17 protein-coding genes, 1 tRNA gene and 1 pseudogene are annotated in these 26259 nt (G+C 70.7%); 12 read left to right on the forward strand and 7 right to left on the reverse strand.

The window, feature by feature from the left end:
- Nucleotides 1-46: 46 nt before the first annotated feature.
- A tRNA-Thr gene (locus tag OG335_RS20710) sits at nt 47-120 on the forward strand.
- A 269-nt stretch (nt 121-389) separates the two neighbouring features.
- Here OG335_RS20710 and OG335_RS20715 read toward each other — a convergent pair.
- From OG335_RS20715 to OG335_RS20725, 3 genes are read right to left on the reverse strand one after another with little or no spacing between them, the layout of a single operon-like run.
- Nucleotides 390-1295, reverse strand: coding sequence for a DUF6339 family protein (locus OG335_RS20715; RefSeq protein WP_405012613.1), 906 nt, complete (start codon nt 1293-1295; stop codon nt 390-392).
- Nucleotides 1292-2269 (reverse strand): hypothetical protein, encoded by a 978-nt coding sequence (locus tag OG335_RS20720; protein WP_405012614.1) that lies wholly within the window; start codon nt 2267-2269, stop codon nt 1292-1294. The genes OG335_RS20715 and OG335_RS20720 overlap by 4 nt, the downstream gene beginning before the upstream one ends.
- Nucleotides 2266-4389: a helix-turn-helix transcriptional regulator gene (locus OG335_RS20725; RefSeq protein WP_405015467.1), complete on the reverse strand. Its 2124-nt coding sequence runs from the start codon at nt 4387-4389 to the stop codon at nt 2266-2268. Before OG335_RS20725 ends, OG335_RS20720 begins: the two co-directional genes overlap by 4 nt.
- A 592-nt stretch (nt 4390-4981) precedes the next feature.
- On the opposite strand from OG335_RS20725, the gene OG335_RS20730 reads away from it, so the two are divergent.
- From OG335_RS20730 to drmB, 5 genes are all read left to right on the forward strand, one after another.
- Nucleotides 4982-5464: a hypothetical protein gene (locus tag OG335_RS20730; RefSeq protein WP_405012615.1), complete on the forward strand. Its 483-nt coding sequence runs from the start codon at nt 4982-4984 to the stop codon at nt 5462-5464.
- Nucleotides 5465-5694: 230 nt separating this feature from the next.
- A complete protein-coding gene (locus tag OG335_RS20735) occupies nt 5695-10428 on the forward strand; it encodes a DEAD/DEAH box helicase family protein (protein WP_405012616.1) in 4734 nt (1577 codons plus the stop codon).
- Nucleotides 10425-12344 (forward strand): UvrD-helicase domain-containing protein, encoded by a 1920-nt coding sequence (locus OG335_RS20740; protein ID WP_405012617.1) that lies wholly within the window; start codon nt 10425-10427, stop codon nt 12342-12344. The genes OG335_RS20735 and OG335_RS20740 overlap by 4 nt, the downstream gene beginning before the upstream one ends.
- Nucleotides 12341-15571: a helicase-related protein gene (locus tag OG335_RS20745; RefSeq protein WP_405012618.1), complete on the forward strand. Its 3231-nt coding sequence runs from the start codon at nt 12341-12343 to the stop codon at nt 15569-15571. Before OG335_RS20740 ends, OG335_RS20745 begins: the two co-directional genes overlap by 4 nt.
- Nucleotides 15568-17415: a DrmB family protein gene (gene drmB, locus OG335_RS20750; RefSeq protein WP_405012619.1), complete on the forward strand. Its 1848-nt coding sequence runs from the start codon at nt 15568-15570 to the stop codon at nt 17413-17415. The genes OG335_RS20745 and drmB overlap by 4 nt, the downstream gene beginning before the upstream one ends.
- A gap of 70 nt (nt 17416-17485) precedes the next feature.
- Here the strand turns inward: drmB and OG335_RS20755 are convergent, their stop codons facing one another.
- The 3 genes from OG335_RS20755 to OG335_RS20765 form a co-directional block, all read right to left on the reverse strand.
- On the reverse strand, nt 17486-18550 hold the full coding sequence (locus OG335_RS20755; RefSeq protein ID WP_405012620.1) for a DNA cytosine methyltransferase: 1065 nt from the start codon (nt 18548-18550) through the stop codon (nt 17486-17488).
- Nucleotides 18551-18684: 134 nt separating this feature from the next.
- Nucleotides 18685-19677 (reverse strand): DNA cytosine methyltransferase, encoded by a 993-nt coding sequence (locus OG335_RS20760; RefSeq protein ID WP_405012621.1) that lies wholly within the window; start codon nt 19675-19677, stop codon nt 18685-18687.
- 104 nt (nt 19678-19781) lie between these two features.
- Nucleotides 19782-20159: a very short patch repair endonuclease gene (locus OG335_RS20765; RefSeq protein WP_405015468.1), complete on the reverse strand. Its 378-nt coding sequence runs from the start codon at nt 20157-20159 to the stop codon at nt 19782-19784.
- 149 nt (nt 20160-20308) lie between these two features.
- On the opposite strand from OG335_RS20765, the pseudogene OG335_RS20770 reads away from it, so the two are divergent.
- The 5 genes and pseudogenes from OG335_RS20770 to OG335_RS20790 all read left to right on the forward strand — a co-directional run.
- Nucleotides 20309-20527: pseudogene (locus tag OG335_RS20770) on the forward strand (Uma2 family endonuclease); the annotation flags it as partial.
- 420 nt (nt 20528-20947) lie between these two features.
- Nucleotides 20948-21628, forward strand: coding sequence for a hypothetical protein (locus OG335_RS20775; protein WP_405012622.1), 681 nt, complete (start codon nt 20948-20950; stop codon nt 21626-21628).
- A 422-nt stretch (nt 21629-22050) separates the two neighbouring features.
- Entirely contained in the window at nt 22051-22212 is a 162-nt protein-coding gene (locus OG335_RS20780) for a hypothetical protein (RefSeq protein ID WP_405012623.1), read from the forward strand.
- Nucleotides 22213-22309: 97 nt separating this feature from the next.
- Entirely contained in the window at nt 22310-23233 is a 924-nt protein-coding gene (locus tag OG335_RS20785) for an LLM class F420-dependent oxidoreductase (protein WP_405012624.1), read from the forward strand.
- Between the two features lie 60 nt (nt 23234-23293).
- On the forward strand, nt 23294-24046 hold the full coding sequence (locus OG335_RS20790; RefSeq protein ID WP_405012625.1) for a 4'-phosphopantetheinyl transferase family protein: 753 nt from the start codon (nt 23294-23296) through the stop codon (nt 24044-24046).
- Nucleotides 24047-24121: 75 nt separating this feature from the next.
- Here OG335_RS20790 and ddaH read toward each other — a convergent pair whose 3' ends face one another.
- Nucleotides 24122-24985 carry a dimethylargininase gene (gene ddaH / locus OG335_RS20795; protein WP_405012626.1) on the reverse strand — a complete coding sequence of 288 codons (864 nt, stop codon included), beginning with the start codon at nt 24983-24985 and terminating at the stop codon, nt 24122-24124.
- A gap of 434 nt (nt 24986-25419) precedes the next feature.
- On the opposite strand from ddaH, the gene dhbA reads away from it, so the two are divergent.
- On the forward strand, nt 25420-26166 hold the full coding sequence (dhbA, locus tag OG335_RS20800) for a 2,3-dihydro-2,3-dihydroxybenzoate dehydrogenase (RefSeq protein ID WP_405012627.1): 747 nt from the start codon (nt 25420-25422) through the stop codon (nt 26164-26166).
- Nucleotides 26167-26259 lie beyond the last annotated feature (93 nt).

Genomic DNA, 26259 nt, shown 5'->3' on the forward strand with positions numbered 1-26259 from the left:
CCGATGCGATCCTCGACCTCACGGTCGGGCTCCACCCGGCGACGGTGCCGCCTTAGCTCAGCTGGCCAGAGCAACGCACTCGTAATGCGTAGGTCGCGGGTTCGAATCCCGCAGGCGGCTCTGCGAAACCCCAGGACTCACTCGCCGTGACCTGGGGTTTTGTGTTCCTCGGCGTGCGGGCATGTCTCGGCGATGCGCCACAAGATCGCTTGCGTGAGCGGTGCGTGAGCGCGCTGGTTGATCTTGGTCTAGCCCTTGGCCTTCCCGGCCTTGGGCTTCGCCTTCTTCCTGGCCTTCTCGGCTTCGGACTTCCGCTCACTCGGGTCCTTCGGAGTACGGGGCACCGCCGGGCGCTGCGGTGCGCGCCCGGCGGCGAGGGCAGTTCGGTGTCACCCGAGCGGCACGGGCGTGCGACCTCGGTCGCGGAGTCGGCCCAGGTGCGCGTTGATGTCCTCGAAGAGGCGGGTGAGGGTGTCGACGGACGAGGCGGGGGCGGTGCCGTCGTCGGGGCCGTCAGGGAGACGGTCCCAGGCGACGGGGGGAGCAGAGTCGGCGTCGCCGATCCAGGCCAGCAGCTCCGCGTCGTCCGGGAGTTCGTCGGGCCCTATGATCTCGTACATCAGGGTGCTGCCGGCGATGCCGATGGCCTTGCACAGCGCGTTCAACTGGTCGCCCAATCGGGGAGCGCCGGCCGCGGCCAGGTTTTCCATGACCCGGAGCATGGCCAGTGCGGTGGGGCGGTGGTCCATGATGCCGAGGCGCAGGGCGGTGTTGAGGAAGTCCTGGTTGCCGCAGGCCGCCTCGACGGGACGGTAGTCGGCACCGTCGCGGCACATTTCGGCGGCCCACCAGAGCCGGGCGAACGCCTGGACGGAGCTGCCTCCGACGAATCGGGACGCCTGGACGACGGGAGTCCGTCGCGCGTCCTCGCCGCCTGCCGGGAGGTGCCGCCAGAGGACGTAGTCCGGGGCGACAACCATGGCGAGGTATGCCCACAGATCCTTGTCGGCAGCCTCGCTCCTGGTCAGTCGCAGGGTCGCATGCAGGCGGGGCGCGAGCCAGGCGTCGGCGTCTGCGCGGTCGCTCGCGAAGCGGGCCACGGCCTGGTCCAGCAGCTCCCGGACCGGTGCGGTGTTCCACCGCGCCGACGGGTCGGCGATCACGGTCGCGGCGCGCAGCAGAGCGACCTGGGCGGGCGGCTCGGCTCCGGACAGAACGGCCTGGTTGAGGTGACGGGTGGCCACCCCCACCGGCAGCAGAGCGAGTTGAGCGTCGGTGGCGTGCTCGAACTTCACCGGTCTTCTCCCTGGGACGAGCGGGCGGTGAGGCGCAGCGTCGTGGCGAGCTGCTTGGGTAGCTGGGCGCGCAGCGCGGCGGCGTACTGGATGCGGGACTGCAGCTCGGTCCAGCCGTAACCCTCCTCGCGTCGTGCCTGCAGTTCGATGATCGCGTCCGTGGGGGACAGCCCGGGGAGAACGTCGGAGAGCATGGTTTCGAGGACGGACTCGCGCCACCCGATGGGCATCCGCGGCTGGCCGTCCTCGTCCAACTCGACGTCGCTCATGGCCGCGTGGAACATCGTCTCCCATACGTCGCTGACGATCTGGGCGTTGACGAGAGCGGCCGTCGCCTTCTCCACGGTGCTGCTGCCGCGCAGCAGGGCGGTCAGCCCCTCGATGCCCTGGTTCAGGTAGACGGTCGGCATGTCACCGGAGGTGTCGACGAACCAGGGTGCATCCTTGAGCGGGCGCAGCCAGGCGTACGGGCCGTCGCGGAAGTCGGCCTCAACGATTCGGATCTCCTTGTCCCGGACGGGGATCTCGGTCTGGAGGTCGATCACCCAGTCGGTCTCGCTCCGCCCGATCATTCGCCCCCGGACCCCCTCGACCGCCGCCACGACCTGCACGCCGAGGGTGGCCCGGGAACGGTGCCGGGATCGGCGTAGTCGCACGGAGCCCTGCCAAGTGCCGGAGCCGCGGTCCTTGGTGAGGCGTTGAACGGTCCTGGTGTTGGTGGTCGACTCCTCCAGCACGGCCACGCAGAAGAGTTCGGACCAGGGGCCGTAGGCGATCTCCTCCTCCGGCAGCACGGCCCGGACGTCGACCACCGCTTCCTGCCAGTCGTCGCGGCCGGCGTCGTCGAGGGCGACGGTCTGCAGCGAGGGGGAGATCTTGGCGTAGTCGAGTGGACGGCTGTCGACCCGGACGCGGGTGATCTCGACCTCGACCCGTCCGCTCAGGACGGCGTAGGGGTAGATGATCCGGCTCATGGACGCGCAGCTCCTTCGACGGCCTTGCGCAGGCTCACGGTGACGTTGGTCCGGCTCGCGGTCACCGGGTGGCTGTCGACGTCGGTGACGCCGCTGAACATCGCGTACCGGACGCCCGGAGCGATGACGAGGACGTCCTTGGCGAAGGAGCAGTTCTCCACGGCGGTCAGTTCGGCCCAGCGGACCGGGCTGCCGGAGTCCGACCCGCCGGCGCCGAAGCACGCGGTCGGCGAGAGGTGCCAGGGGTCGTCCTGCTGCGGGACGGCGACGCGCACGCGCAGCGACCATGCCCCGGTGGTGTCGACCTCGCCGTCGATGTCGTCGACGGCGGGGTAACCGCGGCCACGACGGGCAACCGTCCGCCCACCGCCAGTTGCCGCGGTGAGCTTCAGCAGGCTCCGCAGCAGCTCGGGGCCGGCTCCGGCCGTGGACGTGACAGCTCGCACGCCGACGATCGCGCGTACGGCGTTGTCGGCCGCCACGCGGAACTCGTCGAGGCGCCTCTTCGCTCCGCGCACATAGGTGTCGGACAGCTCCTCCGTCCACTCCCAGCGGTTGTGCTCGGGCGGCTCCGACGCGCGAAGGAAGGCCTCGGCGCGCACGACGTCCTCCCCGTCACGGGCGGTGGCGAAGCCGGCGAGCAGAACCGCTTGGTAGGGCTCGACGCCGAGACTCAGGTCGCGCGGCCTGCGGCTGGTGATCCGCATGCGATTGCCGCGCATGGAAACGACCTGACTGTGCGTCCGGTCGCTGTCGTCCGCCGGCGTGAGCAGCAGCACCGCGTCGTGGGTGACAGACGTGGCCCCCTTGCCGTCGGTGCGCAGCGGCGGCACGGTGAGCGTGACGGCACGCTCGACCACGTCGGTCCGGCTGGTGAGCTCGGTGACGGTCTCTCCGGCCAGGTAGGCACGCAGCGCACGGGCCAGGGCGGGGCGGCGCTGCTCGGGGCTGACACGAGTCTCCGGGATCAACTCGCACCCGTTGCGCAGGGTCCGGACCGACACCTCCAGCAGCGGTGGCACCGTGTCCGTTCCGGTCATCGCGGCCCAGAAGTTCTCCGCCAGGGAGTCGCAGAGCTTGTCGTGCATGGCCTGGAGGCCCTCGTCCCCGGCCGCGACGGCGGCGGCGTCGTGGGCGCCGACCACCAGGAAGGAGGTGCCCGGGTCCTCGCCCTCACGTTCCAGATGCAGGTTCGTGGTCTCCTGCTCGACGCCCCACCAAGAACGGGAGACGTTCTCGAAGGCGCGGTCGCTGTCCGGTTCGCCGAACCAGGCCGGTCCGGCGAACGCCTCGCCGCCCACCTCGCGCCAGGGCAGGTCCAGGCGACCGATCAACCGCCTTGCCGTGCGGCCCTCGTGGGGGACCGCGAGCGTGCTGTTGATGAGGACGAGGCCGAGCCTGCTGGTGGCCCAGAGGGTCGCCTTGCCCAGGCCGTAGGAGCCACCGGCCCGGTGGTTGTCGCCCTTGTGGCTGTCGAGCTGACGTCGGACGACGGCGGCGAAGCGGCCGTCCTCGTACTCGGGTCCGGTGAGACCGTTGGCGTTGTAGTCGTCGACCCGGAGCAGCAGGAGAGAACCGGAGGCTTCCATCTCCCTCAGCCCCTCGGCGAGCGCCCGGCCGACCTTCTGGTCGGTGGTCGCGGCGGCGGCGTAGTGGGCCTTGAGTGATTCCCACCGCACGGCATCCAGGAAGCTGCGAAGATGTTCACCGGTGAGCTCGTGCAGGATGTACCGGACACGGACCGGCCGCATGGGGTCACGCCGCTCGTCGAGAGAGTTCTGCGTCGCCTCGCGAGCGAGGACACCAAGGTCCGCGTCGAAGGCGAACGCCGCCGCGTTGCCGAACTCCCGTCCACCGTCGGCGTGCGCCGGGCGGTGATACCAAGTCACCGGCCGTGCGGCGACAGCGTCGCTCGTGCGCTCGTACACGGTGGCCAGATCGGTGTCGAAGGCATCGGCGATCAGGCGCACCGTATCCGGCCGTGGCTGCGCCCGGCCAGTGATCCACGCGGACACCGCGGCCCGGGTGACGCCGACCCTGGTCGCGAGCTCGGCCTGGGTCATGTCTCGACGTCGGAGCTGCCTCCCGAGCCAGGGTCCGAAGTCTTCACTCTCATCGATCACTGCGGGCGTTCCCCTCCGCCGAGCCGTCGACCCCGTATGCCGCCGGTCATTTGTGCTGGTCAGAGGGATGCTAGCAGTGATATTTGACATCCACAATATGTCAAAGAGTCTTGTCGGCAAGCCGGTTCGGGGTGCGCCAGCAGATGATTGACGATGAATGACAGCACCTTACTCGGGAGCCCCGGACGATGCGGGCAACGGTGCGGAAGGGGTGCGAGCTGCCGACTCCTGTCGGTGCACCGTCTCCCGGGGAGGGTGTAAAACCGTCGAAAACGGGGCGATGGGGACGTGCCGGGCGACGGGTGTCTGTGGGCGGAGAATCATTGGACACGGATGAGGGTCCTGTGCCACTGTTGTGGAGCTGACGTGCCGTCGGAGTCAAGTGACAGCAAGGCAGTTGAGGAATTTGTGGGCTCTCTTTTGGCGTGCCCCTGTACGGCAAATTGCATAGATCGGGTGCCCTGTTCGGCTGTTCGTCGGACGGAGTGTCAGTCACCACTGGATGAGCCCAGCGGCGAGGCCAGCGCACCTTGTTCCTCCCTGTTCCATGCGCCGATTTTCGCTCTCGCCGTGTCCGTAGGAGGCCGCTGTGACCCTGCTTTCCCCCAGCGACGACGACATCCCGTCGTTGATCCAGGAGTACAACTCCATGGACCCGTACCTGCGTTCGGAGCTCCTCGAGGCGATGGGGATGACGCGGGAGGGCTGGAGGTCGATGGTCTCGGCCTACGAGCGGCAGCGGCGTGCGGCCGGTAGGCAGCGGGCGTCGACCAATGCGTCGCAGGCGGAGGGGAGTTCGACGTCGGGGGGCGTGGGCAACGAGTCGCCCGAGTCCAAGGCGGTGGTGGTGGCCGTTCGGCTGCCGAGGGCGACGGGCCGCGTTGAGCTCCGGTTCGATGCTGGTGGGGGCAACGACAATGCCCGTCCGCGGCCGTACAGCTCCGCTCCTCCGTCGTCCGGGTCCGCCGCCACCGGTCCGGGACGGAGCCGTTCCGGCGGCGGTCGTCGGCTCGGGTTCCGGGGGCGTTCCGATGCTTCCGTCGTCATTGTCATCATGCTGTCCGAGAATTAGGGGCGGCGGCGGTGGCCGGCTCTCCGATCTCCTGCAGGATCGGGGGGCCGGGGCCGGCCGTTGTCGCCACGGATGCCTTCGAGGGATCGACGCGCTCCGTATCTTCGGTAGGTGCACCGCTTTTCTGTTTTCCGTCGGGCTTCATCTTGATACTTGGTCCGGGGTCGCCCCGGGCAGGAAGCAGCTGGGTCGTGAGCGATCAGACGTTGTCGCAGGGTTCGGATACCTTGGTGATCCAAAAGGTGCTGGAGCAGTCGACCCGCACCCTGGAGACCTATCGCATCGATCCCGGCCTGGTGCAGGAGCACGCCAACGGCGAGCTGCGGATCACACAGGGTGGATACGGCGAGCGGCAGTTGTTCGAGCTCGTACAGAACGGCGCCGATGAGATTGCAAGTGAACCCGGCGGTCGTTTGGCCGTGGTGCTGACCGACGACACGCTCTACTGCGCCAACCAGGGCACCCCGGTCACCCCGCAGGGCGCCGACACGATTCTGCGCATGAGCGTCTCCCGTAAGCGCGGCGGCCAGATCGGCCGCTTCGGCGTCGGCGTGAAATCGGTGCTGTCGGTGACCGACGCGCCCCAGTTCTTCAGCACCAGCGGATGCTTCGGCTTCGACCGGACCTGGTCCGCCGACCGAATCGCCGAGGTTCTCGGACTCCAGCAGCCCCTCGACATGGACACTCCGGTGCTCCGGATGGCCCGTCCTCTCGAGCGTGAGGAGGAGCTCGACAAGGACGATGTACTGCGGGAGCTCCTGTCCTGGGCGACCACCGTGGTCAAGCTCCCCCTGCTGCCGGGGGCAGCCGAGCGCCTGGGCCACGACATGGCCGGCTTCAAGCACCGCGACGGTCGCGAGACCGACGCCTTCCCCTCCGGCTTTCAGATCTTCTCCTCCCACGTCGGCGAGGTGTTGCTGGAGGACCGGCGTCGGCTTCCCATTCAACGCCGCAAGCTGACGGTGCAGGTCTCCGGTGAGCGGCGGGTCATCCGCGAGGTCGGCACAGGGATCAAGGAGACTGTGAACGAGTGGAACGTCTTCACGGTCGCCCACGAGCCCACCGCGGAGGCCCGTGGCAGTGCCGGCGAGCTGCACGACCGCAGCGTCATCGACGTCTCGTGGGCGGTTCCCGCCTTCGTCGAGAAGGACGGACTGCTGACGGTACCCCTGGGGCGCGGCCAGTTCTGGTCCTACTTCCCCACCAAGTACCCGGTCTCCGTGACGGGTTACCTGAACGCGGCGTGGAAGACCAACGAGGACCGGCAGAACCTCCTCGACGGCAGCGCCTTCAACCGTGAACTGCTCCAGGTCGCGGCCCGTCTGGTGATCACCTCCCTGCCCCGGCTGTCCCGCAAGGAGGACCCCGCCGCCTTCCTGCCGCTCCTGCCCGGCCGCACCAAGGAGGCCGTGAACTGGGCGGAGGAGTACTTCATCCGCCACGTCTGGGACGCCGCAGCGCAGCTGCCGTCCCTTCCTGACCAGGACGGCGTACTCCGCGTCCCCCGTGACCTGCACATTCACCCCGAGAAGCTGCAGCCGGAGTGGCTGCGCATCTGGGCCGAGTACCCCGGGCGCCCGCGCGACTGGGTACACCCCTCGGTCGACGCCAACCCGCTGCGCCACGGCAAGATGGAGCACATCCTGCTGGCCGCCAGGAAGTCGACGGAAGACATCCGCACCTGGCTGGAGGCACTGGTCTCGGACGGCACCGCCGAGTCGTCCTGTCACGCGATCCGCATCCTCGCAGCCATGGTGGAGCACAACGGGGACAAGGAGACGCTGGAGGCCGCGCGCACCGCTCGCATCGTGCTGACCGAGGCCCACGGGATGGTCGCCCCGGTCGCGGGCAAGGTCTTCCACCGCACCGGTGCCGATGAGCTCCGCGACGACATGGTCTACGTGCACACGGCCATCTCCGAGCGGATGGAGATGCAGCGCCACCTGCACACCATCGGCATCCGTATCGCCGATGCCCATGGCCGCTTCCAGGGCGTGCTCGACCAGGGCTTCGACGGCTACACCCCGGAACTGTGGACCCAGTTCTGGATGCTGCTGCGCAGCGCGGGCGGAAATGCCCAGGTGGACCGCATCCGCGGTCGCTACCCGGATGCCCGTGCCGTGCTCCATGTCCGCACGGTCGATGGATGCTTCCGGCCCATGGCCTCGTGCCTGCTGCCCGGCGTCGTCGTGCCCAGGGACGGCAGCAGGGACGGCTCGATCGCCGTGGACACGGACTTCCACGGTGCGGACACCGCGATCTTCCGTGACCTCGGCCTGGTCGACCGGCCCGTCGTCGCCCACGACCCGAAGCGGCAGTCCTGGTTCGAGGAGTACCGGCAGGCGGTGCACGACCAGTACCTGCGACGGCTCGCCGCGGACGCCCCACGGACCAGCATCAACCGGCTCGTCCTGGAGGGAGCCGCGCCGTCCGGCCCCTTGGACCTGCTACCCCGCCTCTCCGAGGAGGGTCGCGCCGCGTTCGTCGCCGCGATTCCGGACGTCGGCGTCGTCGAGAGCTGGACCCGCGCCTACGGCACCTCAGCCAACGGCCGTACTCAAGTGGCGTCACCGCTGCGTTGGATGCTCAACAAGCACGGCTTGGTGCGCACCTCGCTGGGCCTGACCTCGGTGCGCGAGGCCGTCGGCCCACAGCTCAAGGCATACGCGGAGGTGCTGCCCGTGGCCACCGGCATCTCCGAGGACAAGGCCCGCAGGCTGCGCATGCCGACCACTCCGGAGGACGTGCCGACGAACCGCTGGCGCGCCTTGCTGGACCGGGTGTTGGTCAGCGAGGACGACGCCTTCATCGGCCGCGCCTACGCCCTGCTGATGCGTGTCGGTATGGAGTTCCCCGAGGGCATCCAGACCCGCTGCCGGGTGGGCGGATCCTGGGGGGCCCGTCCCGACGCCGAGATCGTGGTGGCGACATCCGAGGCGGACTTCGCCGAGCTCGTTCGCGAGCAGCTGCCCGCGCTCCTGGTCGCAGACCGGGCCGACTCCGCCGTCGCGGCCCAGATGATCGAGCAGTGGGGGATGCTCAAGGTCGAGGACGTCATCAGCAAGCAGGTCCGCAAGGCCGGGACGACCCGGGCGACGCTGCTCGTCGACGAGTTCCCGCCGCTACGGCAGCGCCTCGGCAAGAGCGTGGAGAACCGGAAGGTTCAGCGCTGCGGCGAGCTGGAGCAGGAGATCCGCACGCCGCGCGGTGTGGACCTGAAGCCGCTGCCCTCGGCCCGCAGCGGGTCGACCCTGCTGGTGCTCGACACGCTCTCCCCGATCGAGGTCCTGGTGGCCGCCGACCGGGAGTTCGGCTGGCAGCTCGGCCCTCAGGGCTGCAAGAGCGTGCTGGACCTCCAGGCGCGTCAGGAGCAGGACCGGGAGACCCGCGCCCGCCTGCGACAGATCGCCGAGGCCGAGAGCGTCATCGACAAGATCGCCCTGTTGATCAGCGAGGAGGAACTGCGCACCGAGCTGCCCCCGGGCCTTCTGGACAGTGAGGTCGCCGAGCGTGACGGTGAGCAGCCGGATGCCCGGCGAATCGCTGAACTGGCCTTCAACTCCCACGGCGAGGAGATTCTGCGCATCCACAGCCGGGATCTGGCTCTGGCGTTCCCCGGGATCGCGCCGAGCAGCTTCACGGGCGACGCCAAGGCGCTGAAGTTCGTCACCGACCTCGGACTGCCCGACTCCTTCGCCGGCTCCCGGGTGCCGCCGTTGGAGGCGCGCATCCAGGTCGAGGGCCCGTCCGAGTTCCCTGCCCTGCACGAGTACCAGGAACAGCTGGCACAGGCGCTCCAGCGGCTGTTGGACAATCCGATGCCGCAGCGCGGGATGATGTCCATCCCGACCGGCGCGGGCAAGACACGCGTCACCTCCGAGGCCGTGATCCGGTGGATCCGGAACCGCGGCGAGCTCCCCGGGCCGGTGCTGTGGATCGCCGAGAGCGAGGAGCTGTGCGAGCAGGCAGTGCAGAGCTGGCGCTTCGTCTGGTCAAAGGTGGGCGCGGAGATGCCGCTGGTCATCAGCCGCCTCTGGTCCTCCAACGAGGCCGCGCCGGTGACCGGTGAGCCGCATCTGGTCGTCGCCACCGATGCCAAACTGCAGAGCGTGCTCGGTAACGAGGACTACGCCTGGCTGCGGGACGCCGCCCTGGTCATCGTCGACGAGGCGCACCGGGCCACCTCCCCCCGTTACGGCGAGATCTTCGAGCACCTCGGCGTCAACCCGCCGATGACGCGTCGCCACCTGGTCGGACTGACAGCCACCCCCTACCGCAACAACGAGGACCTGACCCTGCGCCTGGTGCGCCGCTTCGGCACCCGCCTCGACCTCGACGTCTTCGCCGGCGACCAGAACGAGGCCATCCGGCAGCTCCAGGACCTCGGCGTCCTGGCCCATGTCAGGCACCGCGAGCTCCTCGGGGCCGAGATCCGGCTCAGTTCCGACGAGGTCTCCAGCTCGGAGAAGTTCGGCGTGCTGCCCAAGCGCGCCGAGCAGCGCCTCGCCGAGGACCAGGACCGCAATCAGCGCATCATCGAGGAGATCGAGAACCTGCCCGCGGACTGGCCGATCCTCGTCTTCGCCACCTCGGTCGCCCACGCCAAGTTCCTGGCCGCCAAGCTGAACGACCGACAGATACGCGCTGCGGCGATCGACTCGGCCACGCCGGTGTCCGAACGTCGCAAGCGCATCGAGGACTTCCGCAAGGGCCGCATCCAGGTGCTCACCAACTACGGAGTCCTCGCCCAGGGCTTCGACGCCCCCGCCACCCGTGCGGTCGTCGTCGCCCGTCCCACTTACAGTCCGAACGTCTATCAGCAGATGATCGGCCGCGGTCTGCGCGGACCGAAGAACAACGGCACGCCAACCTGTCTGATCCTGAACGTGCGTGACAACGTGGTCAACTACCAGGGCAAGCTGGCCTTCACCAAGTTCGACTACCTGTGGAACGGGGACAAGTGAGCGGGCCCCAGCACGCGATCACCCCGGCGCAGCAGTCCGTCGTCGACCAGCCGTGGGACGCCCGCACCCTTGTCACGGCGGGCGCCGGCGCCGGTAAGACGCACACCCTGGTCCGCCGCCTGGAAGCGCTGGTCGAACGGGAGGAGCTGGAGGCGCACGAGATCCTCGTCCTCAGCTTCTCCCGGGCCGCGGTGCGCGAGCTGCGTGAGCGGATCGAGCGCCACGCCGATGCCGCCCGTCGGGTGCGCGCCCAGACCTTCGACTCCTGGGCGGCCACCCTGCTGCGACGGGCGTATCCGGACCGCGACTGGTCGGGGACCACCTTCGATCAGCGCATCGAGGCCGCCACCGAGGCCATCGAGAGGGGCGCGGTCGAGGCGGGCGAGTTCGGCGCCCCCGCCCACGTGCTGATCGACGAGGTCCAGGACCTTGTCGGGGTGCGGCGTGAGATGGTCGAGGTGCTCCTCGACCGCTTCCAGGCGCAGAGCGGCTTCACCGTGGTCGGGGACGGCGCCCAGGCCGTCTACGGCTTCCAGGTCACGGACTCCGACCAGCGGGCGCAGGAGACGAACTACTTCTTCGACTGGATCCGTGGCTCGTTCGCCGAGGACCTGGTCGAGATCCACCTCGGCGACAACTTTCGAGCCCGCACCGAGCAGGCCCGGGTGGCCCTTCCTTACGGCCCGCGGCTCCAGGGGCTCGCCGCCGAGCGGGAGCCGGCCGAGGCGCAGGCCGAGCAGATCCACCGTGAGCTGCGACTCCTGCTCGATGAGGCCCACCACTTCGGCACGCTGGACGACCCCTTCGTCCTGGACTCGCTCCGGTACTTCGACGGACCGACCGCGATCCTGTGTCGGGACAACGGTCAGGCGCTCTCCATCAGCCAGACCCTGCACGAGGCCGGCGTGGACCACCGGCTCCAGCGCTCCGTCCGGGACCGTCCCGCTCCCGCCTGGATCGCCGGCCTGCTCGCCGCCACCGACGCGGCCGACCTCTCCGAGGCGCGCTTCGCCGAACTGGTCGCCGGCCTCGACCCCCGGCCCGACCTGGATCCGTCGGTGCTGGCGCGAGCGGTACGCCGGGTCACCGGCAACCGGCGCGGCCGGGTAGAGCTCGCCGCGCTGCGCCTGGCGGTGGCGGAGGGACGGCTTCCCGACGAGCTCACGGCGGCCGAACCGGCGTCGTTGGTCGTCTCGACGGTGCACCGCGCCAAGGGGTTGGAGTTCGACCGCGTCCTGGTTGTGGAGCCGGTGGAGCTGAGACGTCCGAAGGACGTGGCCAAGAAGAAGATCGACTACGACCCGGCCGCGGAAGCCCGGCTCCTCTACGTCGCCATGACCCGGCCTCGCGACGACCTCTACCGACTCGACCGTCCCAACACCTGGCTGGTCCGCAAGGACAGGCGTCTGGACCGTTGGTACATCGGAGGTAGCCGATCTTGGGCCCGCAACGGCATCGAGGCACTCGGCCTCGACGTCTGCCACGCACACCCCCCGGGCGTGCGCAACGTCGCCGCCGACCCCGTCGAGGTTCAGCGACAACTCGCTCACGAGGTTCACACCGGCGATGCCGTCGAGCTGGTCCTGCTCCACCGCCTGCCCGAGGGCGAGGACCAGACGCCGCCGTACGCGGTCGTTCATAACGGTCGCCCCGTCGGCGAGGTGTCGGAGGCGTTCCGTCGCGCTCTGCACCTCATGCTCAGCCGCGGCGGCAGCTGGTCCGAGTACAACGTCCCCGGCCGGATCACCGGCCTCCACATCGACTGCGTCGAAACCGTCGCGGGCAGCGACATCGCGACCGAGCGTGCCGGTCTCGGCAGCTCGGGAGCCTGGCTCGCCCCCCGCCTCAGCGGCCTCGGCCGCTTCGACTGGACCGACCCGTCCGACGACTCGAACACGGAGCGACTTTCCTCATGAGCCCCTCCATCCACGACTACTACGCCCTGCGCGACCGGCTCGGCGCCGCCCTCCGTCTGGACCTCCTCGGTCCGGTCGGTGGTGAAGAAGAGATCCTCAAGGACGACGCGCCGGTGACGATGTATCCGGTCGGTATCCTGTTCCCCCAAGAGACGCCCGAGGTCGCCCGCGGCAACCGGGACGGCGAAGAGGCCGACGGAGACGACTCTCCCGCCCTCGTCCGCGGCGGCGACGGCGAGGAGGACGCCGTCGAGCGCGGCGTCTCGCTCGCCAACATGCGGCGGCCCTCCTCCATGGGGCTCACCTTCGCCGTGGACCCGATGGTGGCGGAGCGGATCGTGCTGCACATCACGGCCGCCGTCTACCGCCCCGAGGATGCCGAGGGCAACCCCGTCGCGGCCACCCGAATCGAGGCCCGGAGCACCCAGGAACAGCGCGAGCGCTGGCGCCGGGTCCCGCTCGACCTGGCCGACGTCGAGGTGGACGTGACGACGCCGACCACGGTCGGGCATACCCTTGCAGAGGGGTTGGAACTTCGGGTCCTGGTACGCCCCAGGGGCGAGCACGGCACCGTGACCGTCACCGCCACGCTGATCAACACCCGCACGGTCGGCGCCCGGGAGCTGAAGGACGCTGCCTGCTACTACCAGCCCACCCTCCGGGTCCGGGCACTCGCGCCCGGCGCCGAGCCCTTCGTCGAGCGTCGTACCTCCTCCGGAAGCCACGACCGGGAGTTGATGCTCAGCCGGTTGCTCCACCGACACGCGCCCGGTTTCGCCACCGGTCACGGTTGCGCGGCCGTCTGGGACTGGACGCCTCCGCCGATCGGCGCCACGACCACCGGGCGCGCCGCCGTCGCCGAGGTTCGGACCGAATTCGTGCCCACCCACGAGGTGCTGCTGACCGATTCGAACCGAGCCATCGCCGTCGACGCGTTGTCCATGCGGGGTCTCGGCACCGCCGATCCGAAGACGGTGCTGGACGCGCTCGGTGCGCTCCTCGACGGTTATCGGACGTGGATCGACGAACGCAAGGCCGAGGCGGAGACCCTGGCCGGCACCGAGTACGAGGCCGCCGCGCAGGATCGGATCGAGGAGTGCGAGACGGCACTCATTCGCATGAGCACAGGCGTCGCGTTGCTCGCAGAGCCCGCGCATGCCCACGCGATGCGGGCGTTCCAGCTGGCCAACCGGGCCATGGCCGAGCAGCGCGCACGTACGTCCTGGGTCAGGGCGGGCAAGCCCGCCTGCGGACCGGACGAGAGCAAGGAATACTGGCGACCCTTCCAGATCTGCTTCATGCTGCTCTGCCTCCAGGGCATCGTCGAGGACGAGCATCCCGATCGCGGAATCGCCGACCTGCTCTGGTTCCCCACAGGTGGTGGCAAGACCGAGGCGTACCTCGGCCTGATCGCCTTCACCACCTTCCTGCGCCGTCTCAAGGACCCCGTGCACGGCGGCGGTGTCACCGTGCTGATGCGGTACACCCTGCGACTGCTGACGCTCCAGCAGTTCGAGCGCGCCACCGCACTGATCTGTGCCATGGAGCTGATCCGCTCCCGCCACGAGGAGGAGCTGGGACGGGAGGGCATCTCCATCGGCATGTGGGTGGGGAAGTCCGCGACCCCGAACGACCTGGTGACGGCTGGCGAGAAGCTGGATGCCCTGCGCGCCGGCGGCCGCTCGCTCGACAAGGAGAACCCGGTGCAGCTCCAGGCATGCCCCTGGTGCGGCAGCCGGCTCGACGCGTCGAACTACGAGGCCGCACCGGAACATGCCCGCATGTACGTCCACTGCCCGGACGCGGACTGCGCGTTCCACCGCGGCGAGGGACTGCCCGTGCACCTGGTCGACGACTCCGTCTACGCCGCGCACCCGACGCTGATCATCGCCACCGTCGACAAGTTCGCGTCCATGCCGTGGCGGGAGCGGACGGCCGCGCTGTTCAACCGCGATCTGGAGGAGACCAGGCCGCCGGAGCTGATCGTCCAGGACGAGCTGCACCTCATCTCCGGCCCGCTCGGGACGCTCACCGGGCTCTACGAGACCGCGGTGGACATCCTGGCGAACCGGCCCAAGGTGATCGCGTCCACGGCGACCATCCGGCGCGCCGACGAACAGGGCCTGCACCTCTTCAACCGCGAGGTCTGCCAGTTCCCGCCGGCCGGACTCGACTCCCGTGACTCCTGGTTCGCAGTCGAGGCTTCCCGCGAGGACAAGGCCACCCGTCGGTACATCGGCCTGCTGACCTCCAGCACCAGCCAGTCCACCCTGCTGATCCGTACCTACGCCGCCCTGCTGCACCAGATTCAGCTCGGCGGCGCCGACGACGAGGTCAAGGACGCCTACTGGACCCTCGTCGGTTACTTCAACAGCCTGCGGCTGTTGTCCGCCGCCGAACTCCAGGTCCTCGACGACGTGCAGGACCGGATGGAGCAACTCGCCGCCCGCGACGGCATCGAGAAGCCCCGCCACCCCGAGGCGGTGACGGAGCTGAGCAGCCGGGCCAGCGCGAGCGACATCCCCAAGCGCCTCAAGGACATTGAGCGCAGGTTCCCGTCCCCGGACACCACCGACGTCCTGCTCGCCACGAACATGATCTCCGTCGGTGTCGACATCGACCGCCTCGGCCTGATGGCGGTCATGGGCCAGCCACAGACCACCGCAGAGTACATCCAGGCGACCAGCCGGGTCGGCCGACGTCATCCGGGCCTGGTTGCAGTCATGCTCAACTCGACCCGATCCCGGGACCGTTCGCACTACGAGAGCTTCCAGCACTTCCACTCCGCCCTCTACCGCGAGGTCGAGTCCACCAGCGTCACGCCCTTCTCGGCGCGTGCCCGCGACCGCGGCCTGCACGCCGTGATCGTGGCCCTGGCGCGGCTGATGGTCCCGGGCGCGCGCGACAACGCGGCGGCGGCCCGGATCGAGGACTTCGTCGACGAGATCCACGGCGCTGTTCGGGACGCGCTGCTGGAGCGGGTCGCGAGAGTTGCGCCCCGGGAACACGACGCCACCGCCGCCGCCTTCGACGAGTTCGTCGACTGGTGGCGCGAGGCCGCGGCCGTCGATCCGAACCTGCTCTACGAGGCCCACGCCAGGAGCGGCAGGACCACTCTCCTCAGCGCCTTCGACAACGACCTCCCGGAGGGTCGCACGGGCTGGCCCACGCTGTGGAGCCTGCGCGACGTGGACGCCTCCTCGACCTTCTTTCTGGAGAAGCGATGACCCCGCCGCCCCCTCGCAAGCGAGGAACCGTCCGACCCGGCGCGCCGATCACGCCCCTGCGCAAGCTCGGCGAGATCCGCCGCGCCCAGGCCATCACCACCTACGGCGTCGGCGCCATGATCGCGGTCGACAACGAGTCCTTCGTCATCGCGGGGCTCGACACCTGGGACGTCAGCCGGACCCGGACCCTCTGGGAGCCCCGCCTCACCAGGGTGACGGGTGCCCACGAGTTCAAACTGCCGCCCGCTGTCGATCCGGAGGAAGCCCGCGACGGGGTACGGGCCGCCCGTTTCCCGCAGTTGTACTCGTGCCCGGAGTGCCGTGAGCTGCAGTACTACTCGAAGTTCAACCCGCCGAAGGACAAGGCAGTCTGCGGTACCTGTGAGCGGGACCTCGTTCCGTCCCGCTTCGTGATGGCCTGCGTCAACGGTCACCTCGACGACTTCCCGTACTGGAAGTGGGTCCACCGTTCCTCCTCCTACGGGTCGGGCGAGGCCGGCTCGGCCAGCCTGTGCGGCGGCAAGCTGCGACTGCGCGCCGAAGGCTCCACGGCCTCCCTCCGCGGTGTCGTCATCGGCTGCACCTGTGGCGCGAAGGAGGTGTCCATGGAGGGAGCCTTCCGCAGCCAGGCGCTGCGCGACCTCGGCATCCGGTGCACCGGACGTCGCCCCTGGCTCAAGGACGCCCCCGCCCAGCAGTGCGGCGAGCCGCCGCGCACCCTCCAGCGCGGTTCCTCCACCGTGTGGTACCCGGTTGTCCACTCCGCCCTGTCCATCCCACCGTGGAGCGACGGCGTGCTCAAGGCCCTCGGCCCCCACTGGAGCAACATCCAGGACGGGGCCGAGGCCGACATCCGCACCTACCTGAGGATGGTGAAGTTCGAGGAGAAGAACCGGGGACTGACCGTCGGCGACGCGGTCGCCGCCGTGCTGCGGGTCCGCGAGGCGGAGGCAGAGCACCCGGCCGAGGAGCACGCCACACTGTCGCCGCGCGATCTTCTCTACCAGGAGGAGTACCGGACCCTCCAGCGTGAGCGTCCGGAGGGCGGGCGGGACGAACTGCAGGACTTCGTCTGCGAGCCGCCCAGCGGTGATCAGACGCCGGACGGCATCGGACAGGTCATGCTCGTCAAGCGGGTCCGTGAGATCCGCGCGTTGCACTCCTTCACCCGGGTCGAGGAGCCGGCCGTCGGCGACACCGCGAGCAGTTCCCGCCGGGCCGCGCTCGCCCTCCAGAAGCCGGACTGGCTGCCCGCCATCGAGGTCAGCGGGGAAGGCGTCTTCGTCCGCCTCGACCCGGAACGTCTCGCCGCCTGGGAGCGGCGGCCCCAGCCGCAGGAGCGCGCGGCGCGCGTTCGACGCAACCACGAAGCGTTGCTCCGGGAGCGCTACGCCAACTCCGACCGGCCCGTCCCGCCGTCCCCGATCTCCCCCCGCTACCTGGCGGTGCACACGCTCGCGCACCTGCTCATCAACGAGTGGAGCCTCGACGGCGGCTACCCGGCCGCGTCCCTGCGCGAGCGCCTGTACATCGGCGACGACATGGCCGGTTTCCTCATCTACACGGCGACCAGCGATTCCGCAGGAAGCCTCGGCGGCATTGTTGCCCAAGGCGAACCCGAGCGCCTCGCCTACTCGCTGGAGTCCGCACTGCTCCGCGCCTCCTGGTGCTCCAACGACCCCCTCTGCTCCGAGGCAGCGGCGAGCGGCGCCGACAGCGTCAACCTTGCGGCGTGCCATGCCTGTGTCCTGCTGCCCGAGACCAGTTGTGAGACGAACAACGCCTTCCTCGACCGGGTTGCTCTCGTCGGCACGCCGGACGGGGTGGTGCCCGGCCTGTTCTGACGTACCGAGGGGCATTCAGGCAGGGCCGGGAACTCCTGCCCTGCCCGGATCGGCCTGACGGTCGACGGGGTCAGTAGGTGTAGTGCTTCCGGATCGCCGCGTCGAGATCCTCCTGCGGAATGTCCAGAGCGGCGGCGAGGATGTGCATGCCGAGCCGGGGCGGCACGGCGTTTCCGATCTGCTGGGAGATGTCCTTGCCCGTCCACGTCCAGTCCGGCTCGGCGGGGAACGTCTGCAACTGTCCCATCTCGGACCAGGTGAACCGGTCGGTGGCAACGCCCTCGGGCGCCTCGACCCGGTTCCGGGACACCTTGCCGGTGACGGTCGCCGACGGCTCGTGGGAATATCGACGGCCGCGGGCCTTCGGGTCGCCGCCTGTCCCGTAGTTGGAGATCACGACGAAGGGGGCCGGTCGGTCCGGGAGCGCCGTGGCCATCGGCACGGGGCCCGTCGGACCGTGCAGGCGTGCGGCCCGGACCTTCTTCAGCGGGTTGAACGGGTCGTGCGTGGGCTGCGGCATGCCGGGAATGCCGGAAAGACGATCCGAGTCGCGTCGCCGGGCGATGAAGATCGCTCGACGGCGGGTCTGCGGCACACCGTACTCCTCGGTGCGCAGCACCTTGGGATCCGCGACCGAGTAGCCCTCCTTGTCGAGCAGTTCGGCGTACTTCTCCCACACCGGGCGGACCGCAGGGACCTGCTCAAGGACGATCACCTCGAAGGGGCGGCCGGCGTCCAGGGCCTGCAACGCCCAACGCAGCGGTTCGAGAACCAGGCCGGTGCGTTCGTCCTCCAGCGTGGAGAGGTCGGCGCGGATCGCCTCCAGCGGTTCGCGGGCCACGAAACGGTCGGCGAATTCGAGTACCTGGTCCAGGGCCTTTCGCCCGCTGCCGCTTCCGGCCACCGTGAACGTCTGGCACGGGGGACCACCCGCCAAAACGTTGGCGTGCTCGAACTGCTCGGGTCCGAAGAGGCGGACGTCGCCGTGTCTCGTGTCCAACCGGTTCGCCGCACGGGTCGCGCAGGCGCCGCCGTCCCACTCGATGCCCACGGCGGGAATGCCCAGCTGGCGCGCCGCGAGATCGAGTCCGCCGGGGCCGGCGAACAGGTCGACAATCGTGAACGGCGTGGACATGCGGATTCCTTGCTGAGCGGGGGCTGGATCGTGGCACGGGCTGGCCTTCCGGCCCCTGGACCGCAGGGCCGCGACGGACCATGCTAGCCAGCGCCGGCGGCCGTCCGGGCCACGCCGGCACGGACGGCATCGGATCAGCTGATGGTCGAAGGTGCGCCGCCGCACAGCGCAGTTGCGATCGATCGCCCCACGGCTTCTGCGACCGGTGGGGGCAGCGCGTTTCCGACCTGGCGGTAGGCGCGTGTCTTCCGTCCGTAGATCTGCCAGTTCTCCGGGATCGCCTGCAAGATCGCTGCCTGCCGCACGCTCAGCCGGGGCCTGCCGTTGACGGGGAAGTCGGTCGAGGGGCTGGCGTCGCTCAGGCTGGCCCCTTCGACGCCGATTGCCGCCCATGCCCTCTTGCTGCCGGTCGGCCCGAGATCCCCGCCACCGCGGTTGTCCGAGCCGCCGACGAGGGCGGGAGCGGGTCGGTCCGCCGCTGCCGCCCACTGCTCCGCGCCGGGCCACCCGTTGGCCCCCATCGAGGGCCCCAGCGCCTGGCCCACCGTCGGTGTCGGGGCGGTGCTCGGCTCGGGCCAGACGAATCCGTGCCTGTAGTCGTCCGCGAGGGCCACCAGGAAGCCGCTCCGCCTGTGCTGCGGCACGCCGAAGTTCGCGGCGTCCAGCACCTTCCAGAGCGGGCGATATCCAAGGTTCTGCAGCTCCGCCTCCATCCAGGACCGGTCCTCCGCATAGTCCTCGCTCTGGACCAGCCCCTCCAGGTTCTCCAGCATCAGCGCCTTCGGTTTGACGGCCATCAGCACACTGACCGCCGCCTTGAGCAGCGCACGCTCGTGATCGTCCCCACCACGGCGTGCGACCGCCGCCGCGGCCTTGATGCGCGGCATTCCTCCGCTGATGAGGTCGATGTCCAGAACCTTGCGCAGGTCCGGCTCGTCCTCGTCCAACGGGTCGAAGCTCATCAGATCTCGACAGCGGACATCCCACCCCGGGCGGTTCAGCCCGATCGTCCGGCATGCGAACTCGTTGTTGTCGATCAACATGACAGGGTCGAACCCGGCGCGCTCCAATCCGAGTGCCTGCGCGCCCGACCCGGCGCACAACTCCAGTGATGTGAACCTGGTCATTGTGCTCCCCTTGTCGTCGGCACCGGCCGCACTGGTGCGGGGCCGGTGCACCGGGTACTCCGTGCAGTGTGGGTCCCCCACTGGCAGATGACGGCGGCGGGCGCTCAGGCTGGCTTCCTCCGCACGGTCGCGATGATTGTTGCAGCGACGTCCGGGGCTGTCTCGTGCTCCCAGAACCGCAACACGGTCCATCCCCGGGCCGCGAGGTGGCGTGTCGTCTCCTCGTCGCGCTCCATGTTGCGGTTGAGCTTGGCCCGCCACCACTCTGCATTCGCCTTCGGCTCGGTCGCGTGTTCCGGACAGCCGTGCCAGAAGCAGCCATCCATGAACACCGCGACCTTCGCTCGCGGGAAGCTGATGTCCACCGTCCGGCGGGACATGTCGGGTACGGGCACGTTGACCCGATACCGGAGGCCGCTTCGGTGGAGCAACCTGCGGACCGCGAGCTCGGGTGCCGTGTCCCTGCGCGCCTGCCGGCGCATTCGTATGGTCACTGACGGCGAGGACGGGGCGGGGCGCATGATGCCATTCTCCCGGATCGCTTCCGGAAGGGAACCAATGGTTGTGAAACTCCTTCCAGCCTGCGGAAGGGGGCCACCGGCGCGATCAGACCCGTTCGACCGCGGACCGCCATGCTCTGGAGGCCGCGGGGGGACCGGACCGGAACGCTGACACCGGCTTCGACGTCCGGCTCCAGGACGTCCCGCTCACCAACCGCCGTCCGGATGTCGTCGTGTACCGGGCGGGCACGATCGACATCACGTCGACCCGCCCCGAGCACGTGCTGCTGGTCGTGGAGGTCGTCTCGCCCGGTTCGGAGACCACCGACCGGATCGTGAAGACGGAGCGCACGTGACGTGACCGAGGCTGCTCCCCTGCGGTCTCGCCGACGTACGGAGCAGGGCTGCGTTCACGCGGCCCTGTTCTTCTGAGCGCGGATCCACCGAAGCCTTTGTATCGCGAGCAGTGTTTCCGCAGCTCACGGTCATGATCTGGCCATTCAACCGCTGCACTTCCGAGGTGCAGGGGGTGATGTGGCCAACGCATCGGCGAACACTCGCAGTCGGCTGCCCCGTCTCAAGATCATCGGTGGATTCGGGCTGAGTGGCGGGCGCGGGCGGTGGTCCGGGGCGGATGCCTATCGGAGTGTGCGGGCGGGTAGGGGGTCCGGGTGTCGGGGGGCGTTCGGGTCGGGTCGTTCCCCGGACATGGCAGGGCGGTGCAGGGGTTTGCCGGCGGAGGGGAAGCCCGACCGGGCTGAGGGGGAGACGTGGAGACGGCGCAACGGGTGGTCAAACGGAGCGGGTGGTTCGCGCGGCTGCCGCTCGGGCTGGTGGCGGTGAGCATGCTGCTCCTCGTGCACAACCTGGTCAGGAAGAACCTGGCGCATCCCGCGGGGATCTGGAGGATCGAGCTGCTGGACACCCAGGCCGCGGTCGCGGTGGTGCTTGCCTCCGCGGGAGCGGTGCTGGCGCGTGCGCAGTACGCGCGTACGGTGCGGCCGGCGCTCGGCTGGTCCGGCCGTGTGGCCGCCGGTCTGGCCCCGGACGGCCGGCTTGTCTGGACCTGCCATGTCGTCAACGGGTCCCAGGACGTCGCCGTCGTCGCGGGCATCGACTACCGGCTCGCCTTCACCCTGGCTGCGAGGTCCGACGGCGCCCCGGCATCCACCCGCTGGCTGTCGCAGGAGGAGGTGTCAGCGGTTCTGACGGCGCGGGGCCTGCCGGCCGAAGGTGACTTCATGCTGAGCCTCATCGCCCCCGGTCGTCCGATCTCGGTGCAGGGGCTGATGTTCGTGGGCTGGTTCACGGAGAAGGCGATGGCGGAGATCGAGAACGTCTTCCTGCGGGTGCAGGTCGTCGACCGGGTCGGTGACACGCACGAGCGGGTGATGGCGCTGATGAAGGGGGCCATCCGGGTGCCGCGGACGCCGGACCCGCCACTGTTCTGAGCTGTTCGGGGTACGGACAGCCGTGAGGACCGGCCGGGCCCCTCGTTCGTGCTGCGGGTGACGCGGGTCGGTCGCGGGTGCCGGCCATCTCGATGGTGCGGCCGCGGGTGGTGCTCCAGGTGGAGAGGGCGGCGGCGACCATCGCGGTGGCGGCGCAGCGGGTGACGGCCTGCCAGGTGGAGCCCCGCGGGACGATGACGGGGACGTCGTCGATCGGTTCGGTGAGCGACAGCCGCTGGGTGGTGATCACGGCGGCCCCGGTAACGGCTGCGAGGAGTGCCTCGGCGGCGATGACCCGCGGGGTCCGGGCGCGGGTGGCGCCGGCGAGGTCGAGGGCGGCGAGTTCGCGGCGGCGGCCTGCTGCGGCCATCACCCGGGTGCCGGCGACGGAGATCGGCGAGTAATCGACGGAGATGCCGGGGATGACCGTCGCGGCGGTCCCGGTGTCCTCCTTGAGCCTGGACTTCAGGGTGTCGAAGTGGACGGCCACGGGGGCGACGCGGACGGCCAGGCCGGTCTGGACGATCGCGGCGGTCTTCAGCGTGGTGGAGGTGTTGTCGGGCCTCCGGACGGTGAGGGCCTGACCGGGTGTCAGGCTGTTCCCATCGCCCGTTCGACGGGCGCGTGAAGCCTCGGTGGAGCCGCCGGGACCGCGCGCGTCCGGCGGGCATGATGGCGGGCATGGATCTCCGTATCTTCACCGAGCCGCAGCAGGGCGCCTCCTACGACACGCTGCTGCGGGTGGCACAGGCCGCCGAACAGCTCGACTACGACGCCTTCTTCCGGTCCGACCACTACCTGCGGATGGGCGACGGCGACGGCCTGCCCGGCCCGACCGACGCCTGGACCACGCTCGCCGGGCTCGCCCGCGAGACGCGGCGGATCCGGTTGGGCACGCTGATGACGGCCGGCACGTTCCGGCACCCCGGGGTGCTGGCGATCCAGGTCGCGCAGGTCGACGCCATGAGCGGGGGCCGGGTCGAGTTCGGGCTGGGCGCGGGCTGGTTCGAGGCGGAGCACACGGCGTACGGCATCCCCTTCCCGGCGGGCCGGATCGGGCGGCTGGAGGAGCAGCTGGCCGTCATCACCGGCCTGTGGGCGACGAAGGTCGGCGAGACCTTCGACTTCGCCGGGAAGTACTACGAGTTGAAGGACTCCCCGGCGCTGCCGAAGCCGGTGCAGGAGCGGATCCCGGTGCTCGTCGGCGGGATGGGCCCGCAGCGCACCCCGGCCCTCGCGGCACGCTACGCCGACGAGTTCAACCTGCCGTTCGTCTCGGTCGACCGGACCCGGGAGCAGATCGGCCGGGTGCGGGAGGCCGTCGCCGCGCAGGGCCGGCCCGCCGACGCGATGACCTACTCCAACGCGCTGGTCGCCTGCGTCGGCAAGGACGACGCCGAGGTGGCGCGTCGGGCGGCGGCGATCGGCCGCGAGGTCGACGAGCTGAAGGCGAACGGCCTGGCCGGCACCCCGGACGAGGTCGCCGAGCGGATCGCCGCCTACCGGGAGGCCGGCAGCAGCCGCGTCTACCTGCAGATCCTCGACCTCGACGACCTGGACCACCTGGAGCTGATCGCGGCCCGGGTGAAGCCGCAGCTGGGCTGACGAGGCCCGGCCGGTCGGCCCGCGCCGGTTAGGGTGGGCCGCGACCGATCGGAGGACGGGATGGCGACCACGCCTGCGGGGACGGCGGCCGGTGCGGGCGGACCGCTGGCCCTGGTGGCGGCGAGCGCGTCGGTGCTCGCCCTGCCGGAGCTCGGCGAGCACCTGCTGACGCCGGTGGAGCGGGAGCGGGCTGACCGCTTCCGGACCGCGCAGCTCCGCGACGACTTCGTGGCCGCGCACCTGCTGGTGCGGCTCTGCGCGGCCCGCCTGCTGGACGTGCCCGTGACAGTGCCCGTGCTGGAGCAGTACTGCCCCGACTGCAGGCAGGCGGGCCACGGCGTGCCCCGGCTGACGGGCCGGCCGGAGATCGGGCTGAGCATGTCGCACACGACGGGCACCGCCGCGGTCGCGGCCGGGCCGGGACCGGTGGGCGTGGACGTCGAGTCGACGGAGAAGGCGCGGGTCGGCGCGGAGCTGTACGACCGGGTGCTCACCGCGGCGGAGGCCGCCGCGATCGCGGCGCACCCCGACCCGCGGGCGGCGTTCCTGCGGCAGTGGGTCCGCAAGGAGGCGCTGATCAAGATCGGCCGGGCAACGCTGGACTCGATGGCGGGCCTCGACCTGTCGGCGCTGCCGCTCGACGAGACCGGGCCGGGGCCGGCCGCCCACCGGTGGCAGGACCTCTGCCTGACCGAGTGGGCAGACCGCCGGAGCGGCCTGCTGCTGACGGTGGCGAGTGCCGGGCCGGCCCGGATCGCCACCCTCGACGGGCCGGTGGGGTCGGCCGCGGCCGTCCGGCCGGAGCACGTCTGACGGGTCCGGTCGGAGCACGGGCGGTCGGCGGCGCCCCGGACCGTCCGGGGCGCCGCCGGGTCTCCGGGGCCGGCTTCAGCGCGGGCGCAGCTCCAGCGTGCAGCACTTGACGCTGCCGCCGGCCTTGAGGAGCTCGGTCAGGTCGACGCCGATCGGCTCGAAGCCCCGCTCGCGCAGCCGCTCCTTGAGGTGCACGGCGGCGTCGGGCAGCAGCACGTGCCGGCCGTCGGAGAGCGCGTTGAGGCCGAAGACGGCGGCGTCCTCGGCGGTGGCGAGGACCGCGTCCGGGTAGAGCTCGCGCAGCACCGCGCGGCTGCCGGGGCTGAACGCCTCCGGGTAGTACATGACCTCGTCGTCGGAGAGCACGGCCAGCGCGGTGTCCAGGTGGTAGAACTCCGGGTCGACCAGGGTGAGCCCGACCACCGGGAGCCCGAAGAACTCCTGCGCCTCGGCGTGCGAGCGCGGGTCCGTACGGAAGCCGGTGCCGGCGAGCAGCGTGCGGCCGACCAGCAGGTAGTCGCCCTCGCCCTCGTTGATGTGCTCGGGCCAGTGGACGTCGGTGTACCCGCGCCCGGTGAACCAGGAGAGGTAGGCGGGCCCTTCGGCCGTCCGCTCGACGTGCCGGAACCGCGCGCCGAGCACCCTGCCGTCGACGACGGTGGCGCCGTTGGCGGCGAACACCATGTCAGGCAGGCCCGGGACCGGTTCGATCACCTCGACCGTGTGCCCCAACTCCTCGTAGAGCCGCTTCAGACCGGCCCACTGCGCTTCGGCGAGCCGGGTGTCGACCGGCTTGGCCGGGTCCATCCACGGGTTGATCGAGTAGCGGACGTCGAAGTGCCGTGGCGGACACATGAGGAAGCGGCGCGGGCGGGCCGTCCGGCGGGGTGCGGCGGGCACGGCCGGGCGGCGGGCGGGGATGTCGTCGGTCGAGGGCATGCAGGTCTCCAGGTGGGTGTGCGGCGGCACAGGATCACTGCGCCGCGCTCGGCTGCGGAGCGCGCGGGCCGGGACGCCCGCCGCCGGATCCGGCGGCGGGCGGGGGCTGCGGTACGGCGGAGCGGTGGTGGTGCGGCGGGACGTGGCGGTACGGCGGGACGTGGTGCGGGGGCGCGCCGGTGGTGCGGGTGGCGGCGGGGCGTGCGGGCGGGACGGGTGCGGGGCGGCACGGGCCGGCCGGGGTGTGTTCACCCCCTCGGCAGCACCCCATCATACGGTTAGGCTAACCTAACCATGAAGCTGCGGCGCCGGCCCCGGCTCCTCCTGCTCCGACTCACTCCGGAGGGCTCGTTGCCGCCTCCCACACGTCGTCAGACGGCCCCCGCCACCGGACCCGGGGCCGGATCCGAAGCGTGCCGCACGGCGGTGCTGGCATGAGCGCCGACGCCGAACTCGAAGGGCGCGTCGCCCTGGTCACCGGCGCGGCCCGGGGCATCGGCGCGGCCGTGGCGGCGGCGCTCGCCGCCCGCGGCGCCGTGGTCGTGGCCGCCGACCGGCACGTCCCGCACCCGGGCGTCACCCGGCTCGACGTCACCGACGCCGCCGCCGTCGAGGATCTCGCGGAACGCACCGAGCGCGGGACCGGTCCGATCGACATCCTGGTGAACGTCGCGGGAATCCTCCGCCCGGCCGCCGCCGTCGACATCACCGACGACGACTGGGCGCAGACCTTCGCCGTCAACACCACCGGCGTCATGCACACGAGCCGCGCGGTCGGCCGCCGGATGGCCGCCCGCGGGCGCGGCGCCATCGTCACGGTCGGCTCCAACGCGGCCGGCGTGCCCCGCACCGGCATGGCCGCGTACGCCGCGTCGAAGGCGGCCGCCACGATGTTCACCCGCTGCCTCGGCCTCGAACTCGCCCGCGACGGCGTGCGCTGCAACCTGGTCTCCCCGGGCTCCACGCACACCGACATGCAGCGGTCCCTCTGGGCCGACGACACCGCCGAGCAGCGCGTCCTCGACGGCGACCCGGCCACCTACCGGGTCGGCATACCGCTCGGCCGGATCGCCGACCCGGTGGACGTGGCCGAGGCCGTCGCCTTCCTCGTGAGCGACCGCGCCCGGCACATCACCATGCACGACCTCTACGTGGACGGCGGCGCCACCCTCCGTGCCTGACGCCGGGCCGCCCGCCTCCCCGGCCGGCCACCGCCCGGCCCCGGGCGCGGGCCCCGCCGGGGCCGAGCCGCCACCGGTGCCCACCAACCTTCC

It is taken from the genome of Kitasatospora sp. NBC_01539, assembly GCF_045040525.1.
Taxonomy (GTDB): domain Bacteria; phylum Actinomycetota; class Actinomycetes; order Streptomycetales; family Streptomycetaceae; genus Kitasatospora.

Coding starts and splice junctions, on each gene's coding strand:
- ddaH (WP_405012626.1), bottom strand. CDS start 24,985: ATGCCCTCGACCGACGACATCCCCGCCCGCCGCCCGGCCGTGCCCGCC.
- OG335_RS20760 (WP_405012621.1), bottom strand. CDS start 19,677: ATGACCAGGTTCACATCACTGGAGTTGTGCGCCGGGTCGGGCGCGCAG.
- OG335_RS20745 (WP_405012618.1), top strand. CDS start 12,341: ATGAGCCCCTCCATCCACGACTACTACGCCCTGCGCGACCGGCTCGGC.
- dhbA (WP_405012627.1), top strand. CDS start 25,420: ATGAGCGCCGACGCCGAACTCGAAGGGCGCGTCGCCCTGGTCACCGGC.
- OG335_RS20755 (WP_405012620.1), bottom strand. CDS start 18,550: ATGTCCACGCCGTTCACGATTGTCGACCTGTTCGCCGGCCCCGGCGGA.
- drmB (WP_405012619.1), top strand. CDS start 15,568: ATGACCCCGCCGCCCCCTCGCAAGCGAGGAACCGTCCGACCCGGCGCG.
- OG335_RS20765 (WP_405015468.1), bottom strand. CDS start 20,159: ATGCGCCGGCAGGCGCGCAGGGACACGGCACCCGAGCTCGCGGTCCGC.
- OG335_RS20720 (WP_405012614.1), bottom strand. CDS start 2,269: ATGAGCCGGATCATCTACCCCTACGCCGTCCTGAGCGGACGGGTCGAG.
- OG335_RS20790 (WP_405012625.1), top strand. CDS start 23,294: ATGGCGACCACGCCTGCGGGGACGGCGGCCGGTGCGGGCGGACCGCTG.
- OG335_RS20780 (WP_405012623.1), top strand. CDS start 22,051: ATGACCGTCGCGGCGGTCCCGGTGTCCTCCTTGAGCCTGGACTTCAGG.
- OG335_RS20785 (WP_405012624.1), top strand. CDS start 22,310: ATGGATCTCCGTATCTTCACCGAGCCGCAGCAGGGCGCCTCCTACGAC.